This is a genomic window from Amycolatopsis sp. NPDC051061 (genome assembly GCF_040682935.1).
Lineage (GTDB): Bacteria > Actinomycetota > Actinomycetes > Mycobacteriales > Pseudonocardiaceae > Amycolatopsis.
Genome location: NZ_JBFBBZ010000012.1, coordinates 59040 through 82334, shown reverse-complemented (window position 1 = coordinate 82334; position 23295 = coordinate 59040). Strand labels below are relative to the sequence as shown.

Genomic DNA, 23295 nt, shown 5'->3' with positions numbered 1-23295 from the left:
ACGGCGCTTCACCAGGTCACGCCAACCCTAACGGTCGGTCCCGTCCGCCTCGACGTCGCCGCAGGTCTCGGTGCCTCCGGTCACAGCCGCGTCGTCTTCCGGGACGTCCTCGACCCGATCTTCGAGGCCGAGTTCGGCGTCGGCCTCGGCTTCGAACTCCGCGTCCTCGTCGGGTTCTTCCTCCGAAGGCTCTTCGTCCTCTTCGGACTGTTCGAGCTCCGCGACGGCTTCGGCTGCTTCGTCGACGTCGACCTCGTCGGCGTCTTCGAAGGCCTGGTTGTCCTCGAGCGCTTCGGGCGGTGCCGGCGGCTCGTGCTCGCCCGCGAAGAACGCGACGAACGAGCCCGGGATGACGATCCAGCAGAACGCGACGACCGACGCGACGCCGACCGGCACGCTCACCGGGTCGAACGGGCCGTCGCCGAGCCGCCCGCCCGACAGCGAGCCCAGCAGGACGCAGCCGAGCGCGACCACCGCGCCGGCCACCGCGACCGCGCGGATGCGCTGCGCCGGGTCCGCGTCGGCTTTGCGCAGCGACCAGCCGACGAGCAAGCCGGTCGCCGCGGGCAGCGCCAGCAGCGCCGGCCACCACGCCGCGTGGTGCTCCGGCAGGCCGCCGAGCAGCGGGATGCCGGGCACGGCGCCGCCGCGGTAGCCGAACATCCCGACGTTCAGGTCGCCGATCGAGAAGCCGGGGCCGGTGACGAACGACAGCACGGCCGTCATGGCGTTCGGCAGGTACAGCACCGACAGCAGGAACATCCCGAAGCTGCTCCCGAACGCCGGCTCGTACATGTCGGCCACCGTCCGCCACGACAGCGCGGTCGCGACGGTGAACACGACGGCACCGCAGGTCACCAGCACCGCGAGGCCCAGCGCGCCGGCCCGCAGCCCGCGCAGGGCGAGGAGGTCGAGGCGGTCGGCGACGACGTCCGGCACCCCGCAGCACCGGACGATGCCCGCGGCCGAGGCCGCCGCGGCGAGCAGGCCGGGCACGACGAAGGCGGTCAGCGGGTTCGCCGTCACCGGCGAGCCCTGCGCGCAGAAGGCGATGACGAGCCCGAACAGCGCGTGCGCGCCGGTGATCGTGACGAACACCGGCAGTGCCTCGCGAGGTGACCGGCAGCCCAGCCGCACGGCGGCGCCGGACGCCGTCCGCGCGGCCAGCGCGAGCGCGCCCAGCGTCGGCAGCAGCGGCAGCACGCCGAGCGGGTGCCCGCCGACGTCGAGGCGCACCTGGTGCGCGGCGAGCCAGCCGGGCCCGGCGGCCAGCAGCACGCCGGTGCCGGAAAAGACGGTGCGGCCGGCGGTGAGGGTGACCAGCGTCAGCACGGTCGCGACGGCGGCGTAGCCGGTGACCAGCGGGCCGAGGGCGGCGGCGAGCAACACCCGCACCCGCGCCGCCCGGGACGGCTCGACGTCGGGTCCGAGGTCGCCCACCGGCTCCTCGCGGGAGTCGGCGAGCAGGTCCATGATCCGCACCCTGACATCCGGGCTGGTCCATCCGGGTGAGCCACGCCGCCGCCCGCCGGCGTGGGGAAGCTAACCCACCCGGACGGGTAACGCCGGAATGCAAACACCCGCTGTGACACCGAGCGTCACAGCGGGTGTTTCGACGGACTGCGTCAGTTCGACTTGCCGAAGCCGCCCGGCGGCGTACCCGGGTTGTTGTCCGACGGCGGCTGCTGGAAGAACGAGCCCTGCTGCGGGGCGTACGTCGTGGCCTGCTGCCCCGGCGGCGGTGTGGTCGACGGCGGGTTCGGCGAGCCGTACTGGCCCTGCGGGAACGGCGCCCCCGACGGCTCCCCGGTCTGGGCGGCCGGACCCGGCCCGTGCCCCGGCTGCTGCTGGCCGTACTGCTGCCCGGGCTGGCCGTACTGCTGCTGGCCCGGCTGGCCGTACTGGCCACCGTAGGACGGGCCGGCGGGCTTCGCCGCCGGCGGCTTGAGCACGCCCTGGTCGATCAGCAGCGCGGCGACGGCGGCGGCCATCTGCAGGATGCCCAGGATCAGGATGACGGTGACGATGCCGGGCGACGTCTGCATCCCGATCAGCTGGTCCAGGACGTAGAGCGCGCCGAGAACGCTGAACAGCGCCGCGAACGGCAGCGTTTTCGGGCCCTTCGGCAGCGCGTGCATCGCGGCGAGCAGGCCGCCGCCCAGCAGGAACACGCCGCCGAGGCCGACGTCACCGGAGTCGGAGAAGCCGAGGAAGTACTGGACGATGCCGAAGACCGCGACGCCGAGCGCAAGCATCAGCGGCAGGTTGTGCGTCAGGTTCGCGACACCCCCCGACGGCGCCTGGTGCGAGTGGGACGGCGGCTGCTGCGCCGGGAAGCCACTGGACGGCGGTCCGGGGGGCTGCTGGCCGCCACCCTGCTGGGGGTAGCCGGGCCCACCGCTGGGGAAGGTCATCGGATGCACTCCTGTCGGTTCGACCGGCACTCCGGGGTACGAGGGACACCCGGGGGAAGACGAGGCGGCTTGCGTGCGCCGAACGCTAGCGCACTACGAGGCCACCGACCCATCAGACGCATGAATACCTCGGGAGGTTTCGTCCCGAAACGCGGAAAGGCCGGGCACCTCGGCGGTGCCCGGCCTCACCAGGAGTTACTTACCCGTCTTCACGGGGGTCCGGGGGCAAGCCCCCGGCCCCGGGGGCTTGCCCCCGGGATGACACAGCCCTCAGCCGAGGTTGTTGTACAGCTCACGCGCGAGGACGGCGGTCTCGCTCGGGGTCTTGCCGACCTTGACGCCGGCGGCCTCGAGGGCCTCCTTCTTCGCGGCCGCCGTGCCGGAGGAGCCGGAGACGATGGCGCCCGCGTGGCCCATGGTCTTGCCCTCGGGCGCGGTGAAGCCCGCGACGTAACCGACGACCGGCTTCGTCACGTTCTCCTTGATGTAGGCCGCCGCGCGCTCTTCGGCGTCGCCACCGATCTCGCCGATCATCACGATGACCTTGGTCTCGGGGTCCGCCTCGAACGCCTCGAGGGCGTCGATGTGCGTGGTGCCGATGATCGGGTCACCGCCGATGCCGACCGCGGTGGAGAAACCGATGTCCCGCAGCTCGTACATCATCTGGTAGGTCAGCGTGCCGGACTTCGACACGAGGCCGATCTGGCCCGCGCCGGAGATGTCGGCCGGGATGATGCCGGCGTTCGACTTGCCGGGGCTGATCACGCCGGGGCAGTTCGGCCCGATGATCCGGGTCGTGCCGCCCTTCGCGACCGCGTGCGCCCAGAAGTAGGCCGAGTCGTGCACCGGGATGCCCTCGGTGATGACGACAGCCAGCGGGATCTCGGCGTCGATCGCCTCGACGACCGCGTCCTTCGCGAACTTCGGCGGCACGAAGATGACCGACACGTCGGCGCCGGTCTCCTTGATGGCCTCTTCGACCGTGCCGAAGACCTTGAGGTCCTTGCCCTCGATGGTGACCGTCTGGCCGGCCTTGCGGGCGTTGACGCCACCCACGATGTTCGTGCCGGACTTCAGCATCTTGGTCGCGTGCTTCATGCCCTCGGAGCCGGTGAGCCCCTGCACGATGACCTTGCTGTTCTCGTTGATGAAGATCGACATCTCACGCACCTGCCGCGGCGAGCTCAGCGGCCTTGTCGGCCGCGTTGTCCATTGTGTCCACCACGGTGACCAGCGGGTGGTTCGCGTCGGCCAGGATCTGGCGACCCTCGACGACGTTGTTGCCGTCCAGGCGGACGACCAGCGGCTTGGCGGCCTCGTCGCCCAGGATCTTCAGGGCCTCGACGATGCCGTTCGCCACCGCGTCGCAGGCGGTGATGCCGCCGAAGACGTTGACGAAGACGCTCTTCACGTCGGTGTCGTTGAGGATGACGTCCAGCCCGGCCGCCATGACCTCGGCCGACGCGCCGCCGCCGATGTCGAGGAAGTTCGCCGGCTTCACGCCGCCGTGCTTCTCGCCCGCGTACGCCACGACGTCCAAAGTGGACATGACGAGGCCCGCGCCGTTGCCGATGATGCCGACCTGGCCGTCGAGCTTGACGTAGTTGAGGTTCTTGGCCTTGGCCTTCGCCTCGAGCGGGTTCTCCGCGTCCTTGTCCACCAGGGCCTCGTGGCCCGGCTGGCGGAAGTCCGCGTTCTCGTCGAGGGTGACCTTGCCGTCGAGGGCGATGATCTTGTCCTGCGGGTCGCGGACCAGCGGGTTGACCTCGACCAGGGTGGCGTCCTCGGAGACGAAGGTCTCCCAGAGCTTCACGACGACGTCGGCGGCCTCGTCGATGATGTCGGCCGGGAAGTTGCCGGCCTTCAGGATCTCGAGCGCCTTCGCCTTGTCGACACCGGTGATCGAGTCGACCGGGATCTTGGCGAGCGCCTCGGGGCGCTCGACGGCGAGCTGCTCGATCTCCATGCCGCCCTCGGACGACGCCATCGCCAGGAAGGTCCGGTTGGACCGGTCCAGCAGGAAGGAGAAGTAGTACTCGGACGAGATGTCCGAGGCTTCGGCCACGAGCACGCGACGCGTGATGTGGCCCTTGATGTCGAGGCCGAGGATGGCTTCCGCCTTCTCCTTCGCCTCGTCGGGCGTCTGGGCCAGCTTGACGCCGCCCGCCTTCCCGCGGCCGCCGACCTTCACCTGCGCCTTGACGACGACCTGGTTGCCGATCTGCTCCGCGGCGGCTTTGGCTTCTTCGGGGGTGCTAGCCACCGAGCCCGGCAGAACCGGTACTCCGTGGGCGGCGAAGAGATCCCTCGCCTGGTACTCGTAGAGGTCCACTACTCCAGTCTCCTGACGACACGCCACTGCAGGTGGTCCGCGACCGGACCGCGCTGTCGGACCAGTCGAGGTTAGCGACCTGCGCAGACGCCGGGGACTCCGCACCTGGTGAAGTCGGTCACCGTGCGCGGTCAGACGGTGCGTCCGCGGTGTGAGACCGCCCACCGACGAGCCATTTCACGGTTTCTTCCGGCGTTCCGAAGTCCTCGGCCGTGAAGAGGCGGACGTCGTCCAGAAGGGCTTTCAAGTTCGGGGGAGGCAGCTCCCCGAGCACGCCGACGGCGTCCGGGTCCTCCTGCTCGGCGGTGCGGAGGATCTGCTCGACGGTGTCCAAGGGGCCGGCGTGGACGACCTCCATGCCTTCGTCGCGCAGCACGCGGCCCCACGCGACGGCGGCCGGATCGGGGCGGGCGAACTCGACGACGAGCACCCGCGGCCGCTCACGGCGCACGGCGTCCGCCGGCGACCGACACGCCCGCCGCGACGAGCAGCGCGGCCACGGCGGCGAGGGCGAGCCAGAAGCCGGTCGACGGGCTCGCGTCGCCGAGGGCGCCGCCGACGAGCGGCAGTTCCGCGGCGTGCAGCGCGGCGAGCAGGGCGGCGCCGGTCAGCAGGGCCGCCGCGGGCTTCGGCCGGGACCGCAGCGCCAGCGCGGCCGCGCCGAGGACGACCACGACGGCGGTCAGCAGCCCCCACGAAGGCGTGTCGAAGTTCGACCAGAGCCCGGGCGCGACGTAGCCGGGCACGCTGAACACGGGGAGCCCGAACGCGGCGACGGCCAGCACCCCGCCGGCGACGACGGGCGTGAGCACGTTCTTGCCCGGCTCGGTGCCGGTGTCGGCGTCTTCGCGTTCGACGACACCGGTCCCGACGGCGGCGAGCGCGACGAGGGCGGCGAACACGAGCGCGACGAACGTCCAGGCGGCGCCGGCGCCGAGGTCGTAGGTGAAGACGGGGGTGGCGCCGGACGTGCCGCCGAGGTCCGCGCCCCCGAACCCGGCGAGGTTGCCGGCCTGGGTGGCGGTGAGCGCGGTGTTCAGGACGGCGGTGCCGGCCAGGACGATCCCCGCCCAGGCGAGCCCGAGCACGGGCCGTGCTCCGGCTGCTGTTTTCGGGACGAGCGTGCCGAGCGCGAGAACGGCGACGACGACCGCGGCGGCGAGCAGGAACCACCGGGCGGGGCTTTCGGCGGCGGCGCTGACCGGGGTTTCGGCCCCGGGGTTGAGCGCGGTGACGGCGACCTGCGGCGCGAAGGTGCCGATCAGGGCGGCGGCCGCGGTGGCGAGACCGAGGACGCCGGTCGTCAGCCGCCACCAGAAGAGGCCGACGATCTTGACGTCGCGTTCGGTTGTTTCGGGGGCTTCGGTCAGCCGTGTGAAGGCGAGACCGGCGGTGATCGCGGTGGCTCCGAGCACGAGGACGGGGCCCCAGGTGACGTGCAGGTCGTCCCGGAGGAGCCCGGCCAGCACGGGCGGCACGGCGACCCCGAAGGCGGCGATGGTGAGGCCGAGCAGGGTGCCTTTCGCCGCACTTTCGGACGGAGAGGCGAGCGCGAGGACGGCGGCCAGCGGCAGCGCGGCGGCGAGGAGCAGGTAGCCGCCGAGGGCGGGCCAGGGCCCCTCGAAAGCGGCGCGGGCGAGGAGGAAGCCGTTGTCCGAGCCGACGGGGGCGGTCAGCAGCCCGACGGAGGCGGTCACGGCGAGCAGCGGGACGAGCAGGCGCCAGCGTCGTCGTTCGGGCTCTTCGTTCGTCCGGGCGGCCCGCCAGGCCGCGATCCCGGCGGCCCCGGTCAGGACGTCCCCGGCCATGAGCAGCCAGAACCCCGCGCCGACGGCCGAGCCGCCGATGAAGCGATCGGGGAAGTAGAGCTCGGGGCGGATGGCGAGGGGTCCGTTGACGGCGAACTGGAGGTCGAGGAGCAGCCGGCCGGGCGCGAGGGCGGCGAGGCCGAGCAGGAGGCCTTTGGCCAGACCGGGCTTCCCCGCGGCCGCGGCCAAGACGGCGGCGACGGCGGGGGCCAGCGCGAGGACGGCCAGCCACGGCCAGGCGGTGAACCCGGGAGCGGCGGCCGGGGAGACGGGGACGACGGCCGCGGCGGTGAGCGCGACGGCGCCGAGGGCGGCGAGACCCAGGGCGATGATCAGGGGGCGGGAGGGAGTGGTGTCTTCGGCCCAGGTCGGCGGGGGCTCGGGGTGAGCTTTCGTTGTCGCGGGGGGCACGGCTTTGGCTCGGGCGGTTGTCGCGCGGGCGGCCTCGGCAGAGCTGGTTTTCGCTGGTCCGCTTTCAACCTCCGCCGAGCGGGCGCTCGCGGGTTCGGCACCGGCAGCGCCGGTCGTCGCCGCGTCGGCGGGCTCGGACCGCGTGTTCGGCACTGGTCCGCTTTCAACCTCCGCCGATCCGGTGGTTTCGGTCGGCGCCTGCCGGGAAGTCTGTGCGTGCGGGGGCTTCCGCTTGCCGGTGGGACGGGTGGCCGCGGGGTCCTGCGGGGAGGCCGGGGAGCCGGGGGCGCTCCCGGTCGGGGGCTCTGAGCGTGGGGGCATTGCCCGCGACGCTAGCAAGTCCGGACGACGGGGGACGTCCCAGCGGGGCGCGAGTCGTCGAGCGGCGCGGGTTGTCGGGCGGCGCGGGTTGTCGGGCGGCGCCGGTTGTCGGGCGGCGCCGGTTGTCGTTGCCGAGCGTGGGGTGGTCGGGAACCGAAGTCAGAACTTGGGAACCTCGCGAAGTCGGACAAACCCGGCACCTCAGCGTCAGGTTCAAACGCGAGTCGGTGAGCGGTTCACGGGCGTCGATGAACGGTCGACTCGACCGATCCTGCCGCCCTCGCGGACTGGCGGTTTTCGCGTCGCGCGTCCCCCTCGGGCCGCGCCGAGACGTCGAAAACGCTTGAACATCCCCTGGCAAACCCTTATTCCGCCCCCTTCGTGCCCGGACCACGCTCGTCGGTCCATAACCGCCCGCAAGAGCTGTAAGGCAAGTCACAACCAAAGCAGTAAACCCTCTCTAACTTTGAGTAATCTCCACAGGTGGAAGCAAGATCCACGCCACCCGATCGGCCGCCTCCGGGGGCAGATCTTGCTTACAGCGGTGCCCCTTCGTTACTGTCGGCCGGTCCCCATTACAGTCAGGTCACGAAGTAGGACAACGAGCGAACCACCCCCGAGGTTGGCTCACCGGGTTCCCCCGCCCGCAGTCCTCAGACCCGGCTCCCCGACCATGGAAGGCCCTGTCTTGGCTTCACACCGCTCCCCCGGCGGCCAAGCTCCTTCCCCGGCACTGAAGGACGCACTTGAAGGTGCGGTCGTTCGTGTCCGGGGTGCGCACCGCATCGCCCCGCCCTCTTCGGCCCTCCGTGGCCGTGTCGTGGTTGCCGCTGTCGCGGCCGGTGCGTTCGCCGCTGCTGCTGCGGGCTCGACTCTCAAGACAGTCACCGATTCCGACGCCGCGTTCACCCCGCTGGCCAACAGCCAGGACGCCAGCGCCTCGCTCACCGCGGGAGGTGCGGGCACCGGGGGCGCCCCCGAGCCCCTGCCCGCCGGGCACGCCGTCGACGCCTCCGCCGAGGCCGCGAAGCTTTCCGACAGCGCCTCGATCACGCAGGCCCGCGAGCAGCGCGAAGCCGACGCCGCCAAGAAGGCCGCCGAAGAAGCCGCGCGCCCCAAGACCTGCCTGCCGGCCCACGGCACCTTCACCTCGGGCTTCGGCGCCCGGTGGGGCACGAGCCACCTCGGCATCGACATCGCCAACTCGATCGGCACCCCGATCTACGCCGCCTCCGACGGCACCGTGATCGAAGCCGGTCCCGCCAGCGGCTTCGGCCTCTGGGTGCGGGTTCAGCTCGACGACGGCACGATCCAGGTCTACGGCCACATGAACAGCTTCTCCGTCAAGGAGGGGCAGAAGGTCAAGTGCGGCCAGCAGATCGCCGAGATCGGCAACCGCGGTCAGAGCACCGGCCCGCACCTGCACTTCGAGGTGTGGCAGAACGGCACCAAGAAGATCGACCCCCGGCCCTGGCTGGCCGCGCGCGGCATCGTCCTCTGATCCGTTCTCTCCACCGCGACAGCCTGCGAAGACGGGCCATCGCAGCAGGAAACCCGGCTGTAGAGCCATGATCCGCCGCTGAGGACCGACGACGCCCGTCGGCCGGGCGGACGCCTGCTCCGGCCGGGACACCACGGCAGCCCGAGATCGCCGGGGCACGCGAACGCGACAGCTCCAAGCCGCGAACGCATCCCGCGCACGACGGATCCCCGTCCGAAAGCGGTGAATCGACGACGGGCCGACGCGTGCGAGCGGAAGCTCCCCAGCGCGTTCCTCACCCTGCGGGCTACCCGAGACCACCCTCAGCACCGCCAAAGCCGCCCAAAAGCGCTTCAGCGCCCGGAAACGGCTAACGCTGCCCGCCCGGCAAGCGGCGGACGAAGTACGCCACCGCGACCTGCCACACCGTGCACAGCTCGGCGGACCTGCGCACCGGCAGCCAGCCCCAGGACACAGCTCCCCGTGCGCCCCCCGCGGAGCGGACACGCGCGGCACGACGTGTCGTCCAGCGGCGTCCCCGGCCGCAGGTGACACATCGCCCGTCCGCTCCGAGCTCGTGCTGCCTGAGCAGCGCTCGCCAGGCGGCGGCCAGCCGGCACGCCTCCGCTCCCGCACGCGAAGAAATTCCTGAAGCCCCCGAAGGGCCCGGACCCCGATCCGGAACCGTCGACCCCAGGACTCCTCGCAGGTGGTTTTGTACCCCCTCGGCCAACAGGTGAAACAGCACCGCGTCCACACCACACTACCCCCTCGCTCGAACTCGTGTTCGATTGCAGGGTCCGTTCTACCGGTGGGGTACGACGATTCCGGGGGCGATCGCGGAGATCGCCGCCGGGTTCACTCGGACGGGGTGTTAGAGCTTCACCATCGGCACGCTGCCGATCAGCATCAGGCGGACCTTGCCCGCCGCGCCGAAGTCGATCGTCGCCGTGGCCCGCGGGCCGACGCCGTCGCACGAGATCACCGTGCCCAGGCCGTACTTGTCGTGGCTGACCCGGTCGCCGACGTCCAGCTTCAGCGCCACTGTGTCCTTCCAGCCCTTGCCGAACGACGGCGTGCCCGAGGAAGACGGCGAAGCGGACCGGCGGCCGCCCCACGTGGTCGCCGCCCGCGGGGTACCGCCGCCCCGCGAACCGGACCCGAAGCCGAACCCGGCGCTGGACGGCTCCAGCCGCCGCCAGTCGACGAGGTCGCCCGGCAGCTCGTCGAGGAACCGCGAAGCCGGGTTCATCGACGGCTGCCCCCAGGCCGACCGCGTGATCGCGCGCGAGACGTACAACCGCTTGCGCGCCCGCGTGATCGCGACGTACGCCAGGCGCCGTTCCTCGGCCAGCTCGGTCGGGTCACCCAGCGCGCGCATGTGCGGGAAGACGCCGTCCTCCCAGCCGGTGCAGAACACCACCGGGTACTCCAGGCCCTTCGCCGTGTGCACGGTCATCAGCGTGACCACGCCCGCGCCGCCGTCGCCTTCTTCGCCGCCGTCGGGCGAAGGCACCGAGTCGGCGTCCGCCACCAGCGACACGCGCTCGAGGAACGCGGGCAGCGATCCCGGCGCCGGCACCCCGGGCTCCACGACCAGCTCGGCGTTCTCGTCCGCGACGACCTCGGCGGTGATCTCGGTGAACTCCCGGGCCACCGTGACGAGCTCGTCCAGGTTCTCCACGCGCGTGTGGTCCTGGGGGTCCTCGGACTCCTCGAGCTCGACGCGGTAGCCGGTCTTCTCCAGCACGGCTTCGAGGACGTCGTGGACCTCCGCGCCGGCGGTGATCAGGTCGCCCAGCTCGTCGAGCATTCCGACGAACCCGCTGATCGCCTTGACCGAGCGCGGGTTCAGCAGCGCCACCTTGCCCTCGACGGCGTCCCGCAGCGCCGCCGCGAACGAGATCCGCTCGCGCTCGGCGTGCGTCGCCACGACGGCTTCCGCGCGGTCGCCGATGCCGCGCTTGGGCACGTTCAGCACGCGCCGCAGGCTGACCGTGTCCTCCGGGTTCGCCAGCACGCGCAGGTACGCGATCATGTCCCGCACTTCGCGCCGCTCGTAGAACCGCACGCCGCCGACGACCTTGTACGGCAGGCCGAGCCGGATGAAGATCTCTTCGAAGACGCGGGACTGGTTGTTGGTGCGGTAGAAGACGGCGACGTCGGAGTAGTCGGCTTCGCCCTTCTCCGCCAGCGCGTCGATCTCGCCCGCGACGAACGCGGCTTCGTCGTGGTCGTTGTCCGCGACGTAGCCGACGATCTTCTCGCCGTCGCCCGAGTCCGTCCACAGCCGCTTCGCGCGGCGGTTCGGGTTCCGCTCGATGACGGCGTTCGCCGCGGACAGGATCGTCTGCGTGGAGCGGTAGTTCTGCTCCAGCAGGATGGTGTGCGCGTTCGGGAAGTCCCGCTCGAACTCTTCGATGTTGCGGATCGTCGCGCCGCGGAAGGCGTAGATGGACTGGTCCGCGTCACCGACGACGACCAGCTCGGCCGGGTCGACGCCCGACTCGTTCGGCGTGGTCCCGGCCAGCTCGCGCACCAGGGTGTACTGCGCGTGGTTCGTGTCCTGGTACTCGTCGACCAGCACGTGGCGGAACCGCCGCCGGTAGTACTCGGCGACGGCCGGGAACGCCTGCAGCAGCGAGACCGTGCGCATGATGAGGTCGTCGAAGTCGAACGCGTTCGCCTGGTTCAGCCGCCGCTGGTACTCGACGTAGACCTCGGCGACGCGCCGCTCGAGATCGTTGGCCGCGTTCGCCGACGCCTCTTCGGGATCGACGAGCTCGTTCTTCAGGTTCGAGATGTGGATGGCCAGAGTGCGGGCGGCGTAACGCTTCGGGTCGATGTCGAGGTCGCGCGCCACGAGCGTGATGAGCCGCTTCGTGTCGTCCGAGTCGTAGATGGAGAAGCTCGACGACATGTCCAGCGTCTTGGCTTCACGACGCAGGATCCGCACGCACATCGAGTGGAACGTCGACACCCACATCGCGTTCGCGCGGCGCCCGACGAGCGCGGCGACGCGCTCGCGCATCTCGGCGGCCGCCTTGTTGGTGAAGGTGATCGCCATGATTTCGCCGGGGTGCACGCGGCGTTGCCCGAGCAGGTAGGCGATCCGGCGGGTCAGCACCCGGGTCTTGCCCGATCCCGCCCCCGCGACCACCAGCAGCGGGCCACCGGCGTGGGTGACGGCTTCGCGCTGGGACGAGTTCAGGTCGTCGAGCAGATCGGCCTGCCCGCCGGAAGCGGGCTTGCGCGCGGGGGTCTCGGCGGGGAGATCGAAGAGGGTGTCCATCGTCTGTCCACGCTACCCCGGGCGGGTGGGCTACCGCGCCAGGCGTAGCGGGAGATGTCGCCTGGCGCCCGACGCGCCGCGGGCCCGCCGCGCGGAGCATCGGTTGACATGGAAGACAACCGCACCGCCCGCATCCGGGCCGCCGACGCCGACCGCGAACGCGTCGCCACCGCCGTCCAGACCGCCGGCTCCGAAGGCCGGCTCACCCTCGAAGAGGTCGAAGAGCGCCTCACCCGCGTCTACGCCGCGCGGTTCACCGACGAGCTGACCGGGCTCACCGCCGACCTGCCGCGGCCCGCACCGGCGCGGCCCGGCTTCCCGCTCACCCGGGCCGCGCTGCGACGGCACCCGGCGCTGCGCCTGCACCTCGCCGTGGTGGTCGCGATCGCGGTGGTGGCGATCGTCCGCTGGGCGGTGCTGGGCGCCGGGTTCTTCTGGCCGGCGTTCCCGATGTTCTGGCTCGCGGCGAGCCTCTTCGTTCATGCCGGGGTGCGCTCGTTCCGGGAGCGTCCCGGCGCGCCTGTGCCATACTGAACCCATGCGGCACCACGCAGAGCGATTTTTTTACGGGACCCGGACTCCGGCTCCCGTGATCGCGTAGTGCCCGAACCGCCATCACGCCAGCCCCGGAGTCCACGGACCCGGGGCTGTCGCCGTCCCAGGGGCCGGATCCGGGCCCCGAGGGAGAGGTCCCGATGAACGCACAAGCGACGAACGCCGACGGCCAGCCCGCCGAGCACACCCCGGCCGGGGACGACATCGCGGCGCTCCGGCAGGAGATCGACTGGCTGGACAAGGAGATCCTGCGGCTGGTGAAGCGCCGGGTCGAGGTGTCCAAGACGATCGGGGCCGCGCGGATGGCCGCCGGCGGCACGCGGATCGTCTACAACCGCGAGATGGACGTGCTCGAGCGCTACCGCGAGCTGGGCCCGGACGGCCGCCAGCTGGCGATGGCGCTGCTGAACCTCGGCCGCGGCAGGCTCGGCCGGTAACGGTTGTCCGAATTCCGGGTCTTCCCTGAGGCACCGATGACCCGGCTACAGGCAGACTGGGGCCATGGACTGGCTCGTGAACCTCATCGCCGTCATCGTCGCGCTCGCGAGCGTGCTGGCCGCGCTGGGCCATGTGGGGTATCTGGCGATGCTGAACAACGCGGCGGGTAAGCGGGCCGGCGGCGCGCCGGTCGCGCAGTACGTCCGCGGACGGTGGGCCGTTGCCGGCGGTACCACCGCGGCGTCGCTGTTCGCCTGGTTGCTCACGATCGGGGGGCCGACTCTCGACATCGTCGCGATTCTCGTCGCAGCGGGTAGCGGTGTGGTGGCGACGAAGGCGCTGCAGTCCACCCGCGACCGTTACCGCAGTGGGGGCTGAACCCCCTGAGCTGGGCTGATGGCGCTGCGTAAGACTTCGCAGCGTCACCTTCCCCCTTTCGGTCGCGCCCGACCGAGTGAAACCTGTGCAACTTGCAGGTTTGGGGGCGACTTTCTACGCCGGATGCTCCTAGGGTTGACGCCGTGAGGACCCTTGCGTTCGGGTCGGGCGAAGCCCGGGGGACGCGCGGGGGCATCGGCCCCGCGCGTCCAGTCTCTCATGCGCGTGCATCTGCGCAGGATTCGGAACGCGAAGCCGCTCGTGAGGATGGTGCTCCGATCGGGTTCTCCTCCCGCCGGACGGCGTCACGGCGGGGCGGCCGGGTGGTCGAGCCCACATGACCCACGGCACGGAGTTCCACGGACGCGGCGGCGCGCCCGCGCATCCCGGGCGGCACCGGCTCGGCGGCACGGAGGGCTGGACGCCGCCGCTGCCCCAGCACCGCGCCGGACGGCGCCACGCGGCCGGCCCGGGGCCGGTCGACCCGCCCGTGTCCGGGTCCCTCCCGCTCGCGCAGCCGAGGTCCGGGGCAGATCCGCTCCGGCAGCCGCCCTCCGGAGGATTCCCGCAGCCGACCTCCGGCGCGCATCCACTCCGGCAGCCGACGTCCGGAGGACTCCCGCAGCCGACGTCCGGCACGCTTCCTCAGACGATGGCCGGGGCACTCCCCCAGCCCACGTCCGGAGGGTTCCCGCAGCCGATGTCCGGAGAGCTTCCCCAGCCGATGGCCGGGGCATTCCCCCAGCCGACGTCCGGCACGCTCCCGCAGCCGGCGCTGCCCCAGCCCCGCGACCGGCGGCCGGCGGCCCCGCTGTTCCCCGCTTCGCACGGCAGCCTCGCCCTGGACGACGCCGCCGAGCCCCCCGAGGCCGTCGAACTCGTCGTGCCGTCGCGTCCCGAGACCCGCGCCGACCTGGCGGCCCGGCGCACCCGCGTCTCGCTGGCCACCCCGAAGCCGCGCGGTGCGGACCAGGAGGACGACGACGTCCGCATCTACGCCGCGCCCCCGATCGACGGGCTCGGCGGCTTCACCATCGGGTCGGTGCCCGCGTCCGTGACCCCGCCCAAGACGTGGAAGAAGGCGGCCTGGTTCGCCACCGGCGCGTCCGGCGCCGTGGTCGTCGGGCTGCTGTTCGCCGGCTCCTACCTGGTCGGGAAGCCGCCGGTGGACCAGGCCGTGCAGGGCGCGTGGCCGGGCTACCAGGGCGCGCCGACCGTCATCGACCCGACCGGGGAGGCCGGCCCGCCGTCCCGGCAGGGCGGTTCCGCGCCGGGCCCGGACGACAGCACGCCCTCGCCGGACGAGCCGGCCGGGCGGACCAGCGGCGGTGGCGCCGGCCCCGTCGACGGCGTCCCCCAGCCGCCGCCCCCCGGCAGCTCCGCCGGCCCGGAGACGAGCGGCACGGCCACGCCGAGCGGGCGGCCGCGGAAGCCCCCCGCCACACCCGCCCAGCGCGAAACCCCGGTCAAGCCGCCGTGGTGGTACTCCTTCCCGCCGGACGCCCAGACCATGGGGGACAACTCGGAGAAGTTCTTCAACACCGTCACCACCGATCCCGCCGCGGCGGCGGCGGTGACCACCGGCGACCTCCACGACCAGGGCCCGCAGGCCCTCGCCGAGCGGTACGCCGGCGTCGCCTACTTCGAGGTCCGGAAGATCAGCATCGACCAGCAGCGCGGCGTCACGGTCAACACCGTCGAGATCACCCACACCGACGGGTCGAAGACCGTCGAAGAGCGCACGCTGACGTTCGGGGACGGCGACAAGATCGCCGCTGACGGTCAGTAACCGAATTCGCACGTGCGGTTCGCCCGTTCCGATGCACGTGCGGTGCGCCGAGCGGTTACCCCTGGTCCGGGTGGGTGACATAAGCTGCCGCTCGTCGTATCGCGACGGCATTCCGGCGACAGAGCCTGGTGGTGCTCGTCCGCACAGGGTTACCTGACGACAGCGGATCCGGAACCGGCCACGAGTCGGCCATCCGGACCAACGGAAACCGGCCGAACGGCCGCGTGACCGTCCCCGGCACCCCAAAGCGAGGACATTCGTGCTTGATCGGCAGCGACCACGGCGTGAGGTACCCAACGCCGTCCGCGTCGAGGACGTGATCCCGGCCGAGATTCTCGACGGCGTCGGCGACGCCGATCGCGACTATCTCGAGCAGGTCTTCCGTGATCCGCAGCGGTTCCTGCCGCCGCGTCCGGAACCCGTCCGTGAGCCCGAACGGGCCGAGGACGACGGCGAGCCGGAGAGCAGGTTCGTCCGCCGGGCCAAGCTGGCCGGCCTCGTCGCCGCCGGAGCGCTCGTCGCCGGCGCGGTGGTCGCCGCGCCGATGCTGACCAGCGCGCACCGCGCGGTGTCCGAAGGCGGCCAGTCCACGCCCGCCGGCTTCACCGGCGCCGCGGAGCTCGGCGGCCTCGCCGTCCCGCAGCACCAGGCCGGCGGCGGCGCGCCCGAGCAGCACAGCGCCCCGACGCAGAGCACCCACTCCGGTGGTGCGCCGTCGGCCGACGAGTCGACCGCGAGCGGTCCGCGGACCCAGGCCGCGCCGGCCACCCCGGACACGGTGCCGGACACGGCCGCCGACGCGCGCAGCGCGAGCCGGAAGATCCAGGCCGTCAAGGACTTCTACGCCGCCATCGCGCGGGACTCGGCGGGCGCGCTCGCGCTGCTGAGCCCGTCGCTGGCCGACGGCGCGGCCGGCGAGCTGGTCCGCACCTGGAGCTCGATGGACGCCATCGACGTCCAGGAGGCCGACACGCAGATCAAGCCGGACGGCTCCATCCTCGCGGTCGCGACGCTCCACCGGCCGGACGGCGCCCTGGTGCGCGTGACCCAGCTGTTCCGGGTCGCCGACACGGGTGGGTTGATCACCGAAGCCGAGCTCGTCTCGGCCCAATACATGTAGCCCTCGGCGATCGCCCCTTCACCCGTGGTTCAAGTGCCTGTACCGGATTCGTGTGCGCAGAGTGAGCGCCTAGCCTTGTCACGAGCCGATCTCGGGAGAGTCGGCCCACAGCCCACGACATGTGCATACGCTCCAGCGAAGCGGCGTGCGCGTGGCCGCGTCACCAGGCACCGATCCTCACGCCCTGGTGAAGTCGGAGCCCAAAGGGAGGTCGCGTGAGCGACGAGGGTCGCCTGGTCGCCGATCGATACCGCATCGTCGGCCGGATCGGCACGGGCGCGATGGGGGCCGTCTGGCAGGCGCACGACGAAGTCCTGGGCCGCACCGTGGCCATCAAGCAGCTCCTGCTCCATGCGCACCTGGACGAGCACGACGCCGAGGACGCGCGGCAGCGGACGATGCGCGAGGGCCGGATCGCGGCCCGCCTGCACCACCCGAACGCGATCTCCGTCTTCGACGTCGTCACCGACGACAACGGCCAGCCGTGCCTGATCATGGAGTACCTCAACTCCACCAGCCTGGCCGCCGTGCTGCAGGACCGCCGCACGCTGCCGCCGACCGAGGTGGCGCGCATCGGCGCCCAGGTCGCCGCGGCGCTGCGCGAGGCGCACGCGGTCGGCATCGTCCACCGCGACATCAAGCCGGGCAACATCCTGCTCGGCGCCAACGGCGTCGTGAAGATCACCGACTTCGGCATCTCCCGCGCCAAGGACGACGTCACGGTCACCAAGACCGGGATGATCGCTGGCACCCCCGCCTACCTGGCCCCCGAAGTCGCCATCGGCGGCGAGCCCGGGCCGGAGTCCGACGTCTTCTCCCTCGGGTCCACGCTCTACGCGGCGTGCGAGGGCCAGCCGCCGTTCGGGCTGTCGGAGAACACGCTGAGCCTGCTGCACGCCGTCGCGGCCGGGCAGATCAACCCGCCGCGCCAGTCGGGCCCGCTGGCCAGCGTGCTGGCCGTCCTGCTGCACCCGGAGATCGAGCACCGGCCGACCGCCGAAGAGTGCGAAGAGCTGCTCGCGGCCGTCGCCCGGGGTGAGCTGCCGCTCGGCGGGCCGTCGGACGAGACCATGATGGCGCCCTCCGCGGGCGTGCTGGGCGCGGCGGCCCTCGCGGACCCGAACGCGACACAGATGTTCGACGAGGTCCCCGCGGGCCACTCGGGCAGCCTCCTCGACGGCGGCCAGGCCCCGACGCAGGCCGTGCCGTACTACGACGAGGACGACTACCCGGAGGGCACCGGCTATCCGGAGGACGACTACGACGGGTACCGGCGGTACCCCGAGGACGACCAGAACTACCCCGGCGGCGTGCCGCCCGGCTTGGCCGCGACGCGCGCGGTGCCGGTGCCCCCGCACGAGCAGGGCCCGTACGCGGACGACGACTACGACGACTACGACGACGAGCCGGCCCCGCCGCCTCCGCCGCGGCGCCCGCAGACCAGCCCGGCCGACGATGACGACGGGAAGCCCGGCGCCTGGAAGCGCCCGGCGATCATCGGCGGGGTCGTGGTCGTGGGCCTGGTCGCGCTGGCCGTCTGGCTGCTGAGCCCGAACAACCCGGAGTCCCCGGCGGCGCCGATCTCGAGCAACAAGCCGACGCCGGTCGCGACGACGGACTCGCAGCCGTCGACGACGGACGAGCCGACCGAGACGGCGGAGGTGCCGCCGCCGGTGTCGGAGACGACCTCGTCGTCGAAGCGGACCACCGCGCGGCAGACCGAGCCGGAGAAGACGACGACCCCCAAGACGACTTCGTCGAAGCCCCCGCCGACGACAACGTCGACGTCTGAGGAGCCTCCCCCGACTACATCAAGCTCAGTCCAGGCCGGCGGATGACCGAGGATCAGATTTGAGTTCTGAAGGCACCATCGTCGGCGGGCGGTTCCGGCTGGACCAGCCGATCGGCCGCGGCCGCGCGGGCATCGTGTGGCTGGCGTTCGACACGCGGCTGTTCCGCACCGTCGCGATGAAGCGGATGTACCTCCCGGTCGGGGCCGGCGACCGCGCCGAGCAGGCGCGCGCGGGCGCCATGCAGGAGGGCAAGGACGCGGCCCGGATCGAGCACCCCAGCGCGATCAAGGTGTTCGACGTGCTGCCCGACGGCCAGGACGTCTGGCTGGTGATGGAGTACATCCCGTCGCGCAGCATGGCGACGTTCCTCGCCGAGCACGGCCGGCTCACCCCCGACCAGGCGGCACTCCTGGGGATCCAGCTCGGCAACGCGCTCGCCGCGATCCACACGGCCGGGTTCGTGCACCGCACGCTCGAGCCGGGGACGGTCCTGCTCGCCGACGACGGCGGCGTGAAGCTCACCGACATCGGCATCAGCGGCGGCGGGCCGCACTCGGCGTACGTCGCGCCGGAAGTCGCGCGGGGACTGCCGCCGACGCCGGCCGCGGACGTGTTCTCCCTGGGCGCGACGCTGTACACCTCCGTCGAGGGCGTGCCGCCGTTCGGGGACGACGGGCAGTCGTCCGAGCGGCCGGCGCAGAACGCGGGCGTGCTGACCGCGGCGCTGCGCAAGATGCTGCGCTCGGACCCGACGACGCGGCCGACGATGGCGGACACCGTCCGATCGCTGAGCGCGATCACCGAAGGCCGCGAAACGGCGTTCATCCCGCCGACCGCGCCCGGGATGCCGCCCCCGCCGGCGCCGCTCTTCAACCCGGGCCAGGCGCCCCCGGGGCCGCCGATGCCGCCGTCGGGACCGCAGTTCCAGCAGCAGGTGCCGATCGCCGCGCCCGGCTACTCCTCGGCGGAGGAGACGCAACGGATGCAGCCGGTACCGCCGCCGACCCAGTTCGCTCCGCCGCCCGCACCAGGACCCCAGCCGCAGGCCCAGGCGTGGAACCTGCCGGTGTCGAAGAAGACGCTGATCACCGTGGGCGCGATCCTCGCGGCCGTGCTGGTGGGCATCCTCGTCTCGGAGCTGTTCTTCGTCTAGGCCACCTTGGCGGTCGCCGCGCGCATGGCTTCGAGCAGCGTGCGGACGGCCGGGTGGCCCCACGCCCGGGACGCCACCGCGGCGTGGATCGCGCGGACCGGCTCCGGGTTGCGGATCTTGCGGACGACGACGCCGGGGTGCTGCGCGCCGAGCCCGAGCTCCGGGATCAGGCCGACGCCGATGCCGGCGGCGACGAACCCCTGCGCCGTCTGGTAGTCCTCGGACTCGACCACGACGTTCGGCGCGAACCCGGCGGACGCGCAGGCGCTGTCCAGGATGTCGCGGCAGACGCCCGGCAGGCCGTCGACGCCGACCCACGGCTCCTCGGCGAACTCCGTCAGGTCGAGCACGCGCTTGCGGGCCAGCGGGTGGGTCTTCGGCAGCACCGCCCGGTACGGGTCGTCGAGCAGGTGGACGAGCCGGACGCCCTTGCCGGGCGGTCGCTTGCGCGGGAAGACGGTGATCGCGACGTCGGCGTCGCCCGTTTCGACGTCCATCATCGGGTCGTCGGGCTCCACCAGCTTGAGGTCCAGGCGGACGCCGGGGTGCTCGCGGCGGACCGCGGCGATGGCGGGCGGGACCAGGGACGCGCCGGCCGTCGCGAAGTAGCGGATGGCGACGCGGCCGATGCGGCCCTCCTTGAGCTCGGTCAGCGCCGCCTCGGCCTTCGCGAGCTCGGTGCTCAGCGTCTCGGCGTGCTCGGACAGCAGCGCGCCCGCCGGCGTCGGCCGGACGCCGCGTCCGACGCGTTCGAGCAGCTCGGTGCCGGCTTCGCGTTCCAGCGCGGACAGCTGCTGGCTGATCGCGGACGGCGTGTAGCCGAGGTTGCGGGCCGCGGCGGTGATCGACCCGCTGGTGATCACGGCGCGGAGGACCTGCATGCGGCGGACGTCGAGCATGCCCCGATCTTACAGCTGAGCTTAACGGTCGCTGCAGTTATTTTCGCTTGTCCTTATGTCTTTCCCCGACGAAGCTGGCGCTTGATCGGAGAAGGAGGACTGGGGTGGGCGAGTCGAAGACCCTGCTGAGGATCGCCGCGCTGGCGTTGATGTGGGGCTCGAGCTTCTTCTGGATCAAGCTGGGGCTGGGGATGTTCTCGCCGGTGCAGCTGGTGCTGGCGCGGCTCGTGCTCGGCGCGGCGATGCTGCTGGTGCTGTGCCGGCTGCAGCGGGCCCGCCTGCCGCGCGACCGGCGGATGTGGGGGCACCTGGCCGTCGCGGCGTTCTTCCACAACGCGCTGCCGTTCCTGCTGTTCGCGATCGGCGAGACGACGGTCGACTCGGGGATCACCGGGGTGCTGAACTCGACGACGCCGCTGTGGGTGCTGCTGGCGGCGCCGCTGATGGGGACGTCGTCCCGGATGACCGGGACGCGGCTGGCCGGGCTGCTGGCCGGGCTCGGCGGGATCCTGCTGATCTTCGCGCCGTGGCAGGCATCGGGGCTGCTGAGCTGGGGCGCGCTGGCGTGCCTCGCGGCGGCGGCGAGCTACGGCTTCGCGTTCGTCTACGAGGGCAAGTACCTGTCTTCTTCGACGTCTTCGCCGTACGCCATCTCGGCCGGGCAGATGCTGCTGGCCAGCGGAATGCTGGTGCTGGCGCTGCCGGCGGGCGGGTTCACGCCGGTGCACTTCGGGGTCGGGCCGCTGCTGGCGATGCTGGTGCTCGGCATCGGGTCGACGGGCTTCGCGTTCGCGCTGAACTACCAGCTCCTGGCGAGCGAGGGCGCGGTCACGGCGTCGGTCGTCGGCTACCTGCTGCCGGTGGTCTCGGTGCTGCTGGGCGCGGTGTTCCTGGGCGAGCAGCTGAACCTGCGGGTGATCGCGGGCATGGTGGTCGTCCTCGGCGGGGTCGCGCTGACCCGCCTCCAGAAGCCGGAGCGAGTGGCCGCGGAAGTGCCCGGTGACCAGGCGGATGGGCTTGGTGACGACACCACCGGGCGCGCACCCCGGCCGCTCGCTCCTCTGGCGGACTGAAGCTGGAGCGTCAGACGAGCCGGCGGTCTGAGGCCCAGCGAGAAAGCTCGTAGCGGTTCGACAGCTGGGTCTTCCGGAGAACGCTCGAAACGTGCGTCTCGACGGTCTTCACCGAGATGAACAGCTCCGACGCGATCTCCTTGTACGCGTACCCGCGCGCGAGCAGCCGCAGGACGTCGCGCTCGCGCGGGGTCAGCAGGTCCAGCTCGGGATCGTTGATCGGCGCCGATCCCGGGCGGTCGGCGAACGCGTCCAGGACGAAGCCCGCCAGGCGCGGGGAGAACACCGCGTCGCCGTCCGAGACGCGGACCACCGCGCGGACCAGCTCCTTCGACGAGATCGTCTTCGTCACGTACCCGCGCGCACCCGCGCGGATGACCGCGATGACGTCCTCCGCCGCGTCCGACACCGACAGCGCCAGGAACACCACGTCCGGCAGCTCGGGCCGCACCCGGCGCAGGACCTCGGCGCCGCCGCCGTCGGGCATGTGGACGTCGAGCAGCACCACCTGCGGCTTCGTGCGGGCGATCCCGGCCACCGCTTCGGCGACCGAGCCGGCCTCGCCGACCACGCGGACTTCGTCGGTGATCGAGTCGAGCTCGGTGCGGACCCCGGCGCGGAACAGCGCGTGGTCGTCGACGAGGAACACCTTCACCGGTTCGCGCTGGGTGTCAGTCACGACGTCGAGCATAGCCGCCTCACGCCGCCCCCTTGCTCGCTTTCACCGGCATGGCGAGCTGCACCTCGGTGCCCTCCCCCGGCGCGGTGCGCACCTTGCACGTGCCGCCGTGCCGGGTCATCCGGCCGCGGACCGAGTCGGCGAGGCCGTGGCGGTCGTCCGGGACCAGGTCGGGGTCGAAGCCCTTGCCGCGGTCGCGGACGAACACGGTCACCGCCGTCGGCTCGACCTCGGCGAAGACGCTGACCTCCTCGACGCCGGCGTGCTTCGCCGCGTTGACGATCGCTTCGCGCGCGGCCTGGACCAGCGCGACCAGCGAGTCGTCCAGCTCGGCGTCGCCGACGACGACCTGGCCGACGGAGATCGCGAACGTGTCTTCGACCTCGCCGCACGCCGTCGCGAGCGCTTCCGACAGCTGGCCCGTCGCTTCCTCGGGATTCTCGACGGGCTTGCCGTAGCCGTTCGGGCCGTAGAGCCAGCCGCGCAGCTCGCGCTCCTGGCTGCGGGCCAGCCGCGCGACCTCGCGCGGCTGCTCGCTCTGCTTCTGGATCAGCGCGAGCGTCTGCAGCACGGAGTCGTGCAGGTGCGCGGCGATCTCGGCGCGTTCGTCGGTGCGGATGCGGGCCTTGCGCTCGTCGGAGAGGTCCCTGACCAGCCGCAACCAGAACGGGATGGTCAGGACGGCGACGCCGATCAGCGTCGCGATGACGGCGATCAGGGCGAACTGGACCTGGTCGAGACTGCCGCTGCGGAGCACGACGACGCCGATGCCGGTGATCACCAGCGCGACGCCGGCGACGATCCGGATGGCCGCCGACCAGCCGCCCCCGCCGAGGAACGCCCCCGCGAAGCCGTCCTTCGCCCCGACGCGCCAACGGCGTCGCTGCGATTCGTCGGCCTCGCGCCAGACGACGGCGAGACCGATCATCGCGACGGCGAGCGGCACGGCGACCCAGCCGCTGATGAACCCGGTGAGCGTCCCGCTGGCGACGGCGAGGCCGACGCCGAGCGCGATCAGGCCGAACGCCTGCTGGCGCTCCTTCGAGGTGGGCGCCTTCGCGGTTTCTTCGGTCTGCTGCTGGACGAAGACCCAGAGCAGCCCGTAGGCGAGCAGGCCGGCCCCGTTCAGGGCGGCGAGCAGCGCGAAGGCCGTCCGCACCCAGACGACGGGCACCCCGAGGTGATCGGCGAGCCCCCCGGCGACCCCGGCGATCGCCCGCCCGGACCGGCGCCGGAACATCTTGGGCTTGTCCGGGACGGCCACCTGGTCGGGGGTTACGTGGTCGAGGGCTTCCTGCACGTGGTCCATGGTCACACGCAGGGGCGCGGGCTTCCATCGGGGAAGTCCCTGATCCGGAGC

Annotated in this window: 19 protein-coding genes; 9 read left to right on the top strand and 10 right to left on the bottom strand. The window is 72.2% G+C overall.

The window, feature by feature from the left end:
• Positions 1-27 precede the first annotated feature (27 nt).
• The 6 genes from AB0N03_RS18200 to AB0N03_RS18175 form a co-directional block, all read right to left on the bottom strand.
• A complete protein-coding gene (locus tag AB0N03_RS18200) occupies positions 28-1473 on the bottom strand; it encodes a DUF6350 family protein (RefSeq protein ID WP_364372526.1) in 1446 nt (481 codons plus the stop codon).
• A gap of 152 nt (positions 1474-1625) precedes the next feature.
• Positions 1626-2414 carry a DUF5336 domain-containing protein gene (locus tag AB0N03_RS18195; RefSeq protein WP_364372524.1) on the bottom strand — a complete coding sequence of 263 codons (789 nt, stop codon included), beginning with the start codon at positions 2412-2414 and terminating at the stop codon, positions 1626-1628.
• 270 nt (positions 2415-2684) lie between these two features.
• On the bottom strand, positions 2685-3575 hold the full coding sequence (gene sucD, locus AB0N03_RS18190; protein WP_364372521.1) for a succinate--CoA ligase subunit alpha: 891 nt from the start codon (positions 3573-3575) through the stop codon (positions 2685-2687).
• 1 nt (position 3576) lies between these two features.
• Positions 3577-4746: an ADP-forming succinate--CoA ligase subunit beta gene (gene sucC / locus AB0N03_RS18185; RefSeq protein ID WP_364372519.1), complete on the bottom strand. Its 1170-nt coding sequence runs from the start codon at positions 4744-4746 to the stop codon at positions 3577-3579.
• Between the two features lie 118 nt (positions 4747-4864).
• Positions 4865-5197, bottom strand: a complete 333-nt coding sequence (locus AB0N03_RS18180) for a hypothetical protein (RefSeq protein WP_364372517.1) — start codon at positions 5195-5197, stop codon at positions 4865-4867.
• Positions 5187-6965, bottom strand: coding sequence for a hypothetical protein (locus AB0N03_RS18175; protein ID WP_364372515.1), 1779 nt, complete (start codon positions 6963-6965; stop codon positions 5187-5189). Before AB0N03_RS18175 ends, AB0N03_RS18180 begins: the two co-directional genes overlap by 11 nt.
• A 1141-nt stretch (positions 6966-8106) precedes the next feature.
• Between AB0N03_RS18175 and AB0N03_RS18170 the strand changes: the two genes are divergently transcribed.
• Positions 8107-8787, top strand: a complete 681-nt coding sequence (locus AB0N03_RS18170) for a M23 family metallopeptidase (protein ID WP_364372512.1) — start codon at positions 8107-8109, stop codon at positions 8785-8787.
• 853 nt (positions 8788-9640) lie between these two features.
• Here AB0N03_RS18170 and pcrA read toward each other — a convergent pair.
• The gene (gene pcrA, locus AB0N03_RS18165; RefSeq protein ID WP_364372509.1) at positions 9641-12058 is read right to left on the bottom strand and encodes a DNA helicase PcrA; all 2418 of its coding nucleotides are present in this window, start codon (positions 12056-12058) and stop codon (positions 9641-9643) included.
• 108 nt (positions 12059-12166) lie between these two features.
• Between pcrA and AB0N03_RS18160 the strand changes: the two genes are divergently transcribed.
• From AB0N03_RS18160 to AB0N03_RS18130, 7 genes are all read left to right on the top strand, one after another.
• Positions 12167-12592 carry a DUF1707 domain-containing protein gene (locus tag AB0N03_RS18160; protein ID WP_364372506.1) on the top strand — a complete coding sequence of 142 codons (426 nt, stop codon included), beginning with the start codon at positions 12167-12169 and terminating at the stop codon, positions 12590-12592.
• Between the two features lie 161 nt (positions 12593-12753).
• Positions 12754-13050, top strand: coding sequence for a chorismate mutase (locus AB0N03_RS18155; RefSeq protein WP_364372503.1), 297 nt, complete (start codon positions 12754-12756; stop codon positions 13048-13050).
• A gap of 64 nt (positions 13051-13114) precedes the next feature.
• Entirely contained in the window at positions 13115-13429 is a 315-nt protein-coding gene (locus AB0N03_RS18150; protein ID WP_364372500.1) for a hypothetical protein, read from the top strand.
• 337 nt (positions 13430-13766) lie between these two features.
• Positions 13767-15218, top strand: a complete 1452-nt coding sequence (locus AB0N03_RS18145) for a hypothetical protein (protein ID WP_364372497.1) — start codon at positions 13767-13769, stop codon at positions 15216-15218.
• A 259-nt stretch (positions 15219-15477) separates the two neighbouring features.
• The gene (locus tag AB0N03_RS18140) at positions 15478-16338 is read left to right on the top strand and encodes a hypothetical protein (RefSeq protein WP_364372494.1); all 861 of its coding nucleotides are present in this window, start codon (positions 15478-15480) and stop codon (positions 16336-16338) included.
• A gap of 215 nt (positions 16339-16553) precedes the next feature.
• Positions 16554-18176: a serine/threonine-protein kinase gene (locus tag AB0N03_RS18135; protein WP_364372491.1), complete on the top strand. Its 1623-nt coding sequence runs from the start codon at positions 16554-16556 to the stop codon at positions 18174-18176.
• 13 nt (positions 18177-18189) lie between these two features.
• The gene (locus AB0N03_RS18130) at positions 18190-19284 is read left to right on the top strand and encodes a serine/threonine-protein kinase (protein WP_364372488.1); all 1095 of its coding nucleotides are present in this window, start codon (positions 18190-18192) and stop codon (positions 19282-19284) included.
• Here the strand turns inward: AB0N03_RS18130 and AB0N03_RS18125 are convergent.
• The gene (locus tag AB0N03_RS18125) at positions 19281-20183 is read right to left on the bottom strand and encodes a LysR family transcriptional regulator (RefSeq protein WP_364372485.1); all 903 of its coding nucleotides are present in this window, start codon (positions 20181-20183) and stop codon (positions 19281-19283) included. The two genes, AB0N03_RS18130 and AB0N03_RS18125, sit on opposite strands and share 4 nt — an antisense overlap.
• A 104-nt stretch (positions 20184-20287) precedes the next feature.
• On the opposite strand from AB0N03_RS18125, the gene AB0N03_RS18120 reads away from it, so the two are divergent.
• Entirely contained in the window at positions 20288-21256 is a 969-nt protein-coding gene (locus tag AB0N03_RS18120) for a DMT family transporter (protein ID WP_364372482.1), read from the top strand.
• Positions 21257-21266: 10 nt separating this feature from the next.
• On the opposite strand, the gene AB0N03_RS18115 is transcribed toward AB0N03_RS18120, so the two are convergent.
• Complete coding sequence (locus tag AB0N03_RS18115) at positions 21267-21947, bottom strand: response regulator transcription factor (protein ID WP_364372479.1); 681 nt, start codon at positions 21945-21947, stop codon at positions 21267-21269.
• Between the two features lie 7 nt (positions 21948-21954).
• Complete coding sequence (locus AB0N03_RS18110) at positions 21955-23244, bottom strand: PspC domain-containing protein (RefSeq protein WP_364372476.1); 1290 nt, start codon at positions 23242-23244, stop codon at positions 21955-21957.
• Positions 23245-23295: the final 51 nt, after the last annotated feature.

Bases quoted from the DNA above. Each gene is read 5' to 3' on its own strand.
- AB0N03_RS18155 (WP_364372503.1), top strand. From the start codon at position 12,754: ATGAACGCACAAGCGACGAACGCCGACGGCCAGCCCGCCGAGCACACC.
- AB0N03_RS18195 (WP_364372524.1), bottom strand. From the start codon at position 2,414: ATGACCTTCCCCAGCGGTGGGCCCGGCTACCCCCAGCAGGGTGGCGGC.
- pcrA (WP_364372509.1), bottom strand. From the start codon at position 12,058: ATGGACACCCTCTTCGATCTCCCCGCCGAGACCCCCGCGCGCAAGCCC.
- sucD (WP_364372521.1), bottom strand. From the start codon at position 3,575: ATGTCGATCTTCATCAACGAGAACAGCAAGGTCATCGTGCAGGGGCTC.
- AB0N03_RS18145 (WP_364372497.1), top strand. From the start codon at position 13,767: ATGACCCACGGCACGGAGTTCCACGGACGCGGCGGCGCGCCCGCGCAT.
- AB0N03_RS18125 (WP_364372485.1), bottom strand. From the start codon at position 20,183: ATGCTCGACGTCCGCCGCATGCAGGTCCTCCGCGCCGTGATCACCAGC.
- AB0N03_RS18110 (WP_364372476.1), bottom strand. From the start codon at position 23,244: ATGGACCACGTGCAGGAAGCCCTCGACCACGTAACCCCCGACCAGGTG.
- AB0N03_RS18160 (WP_364372506.1), top strand. From the start codon at position 12,167: ATGGAAGACAACCGCACCGCCCGCATCCGGGCCGCCGACGCCGACCGC.
- AB0N03_RS18115 (WP_364372479.1), bottom strand. From the start codon at position 21,947: ATGCTCGACGTCGTGACTGACACCCAGCGCGAACCGGTGAAGGTGTTC.
- AB0N03_RS18150 (WP_364372500.1), top strand. From the start codon at position 13,115: ATGGACTGGCTCGTGAACCTCATCGCCGTCATCGTCGCGCTCGCGAGC.
- AB0N03_RS18200 (WP_364372526.1), bottom strand. From the start codon at position 1,473: ATGGACCTGCTCGCCGACTCCCGCGAGGAGCCGGTGGGCGACCTCGGA.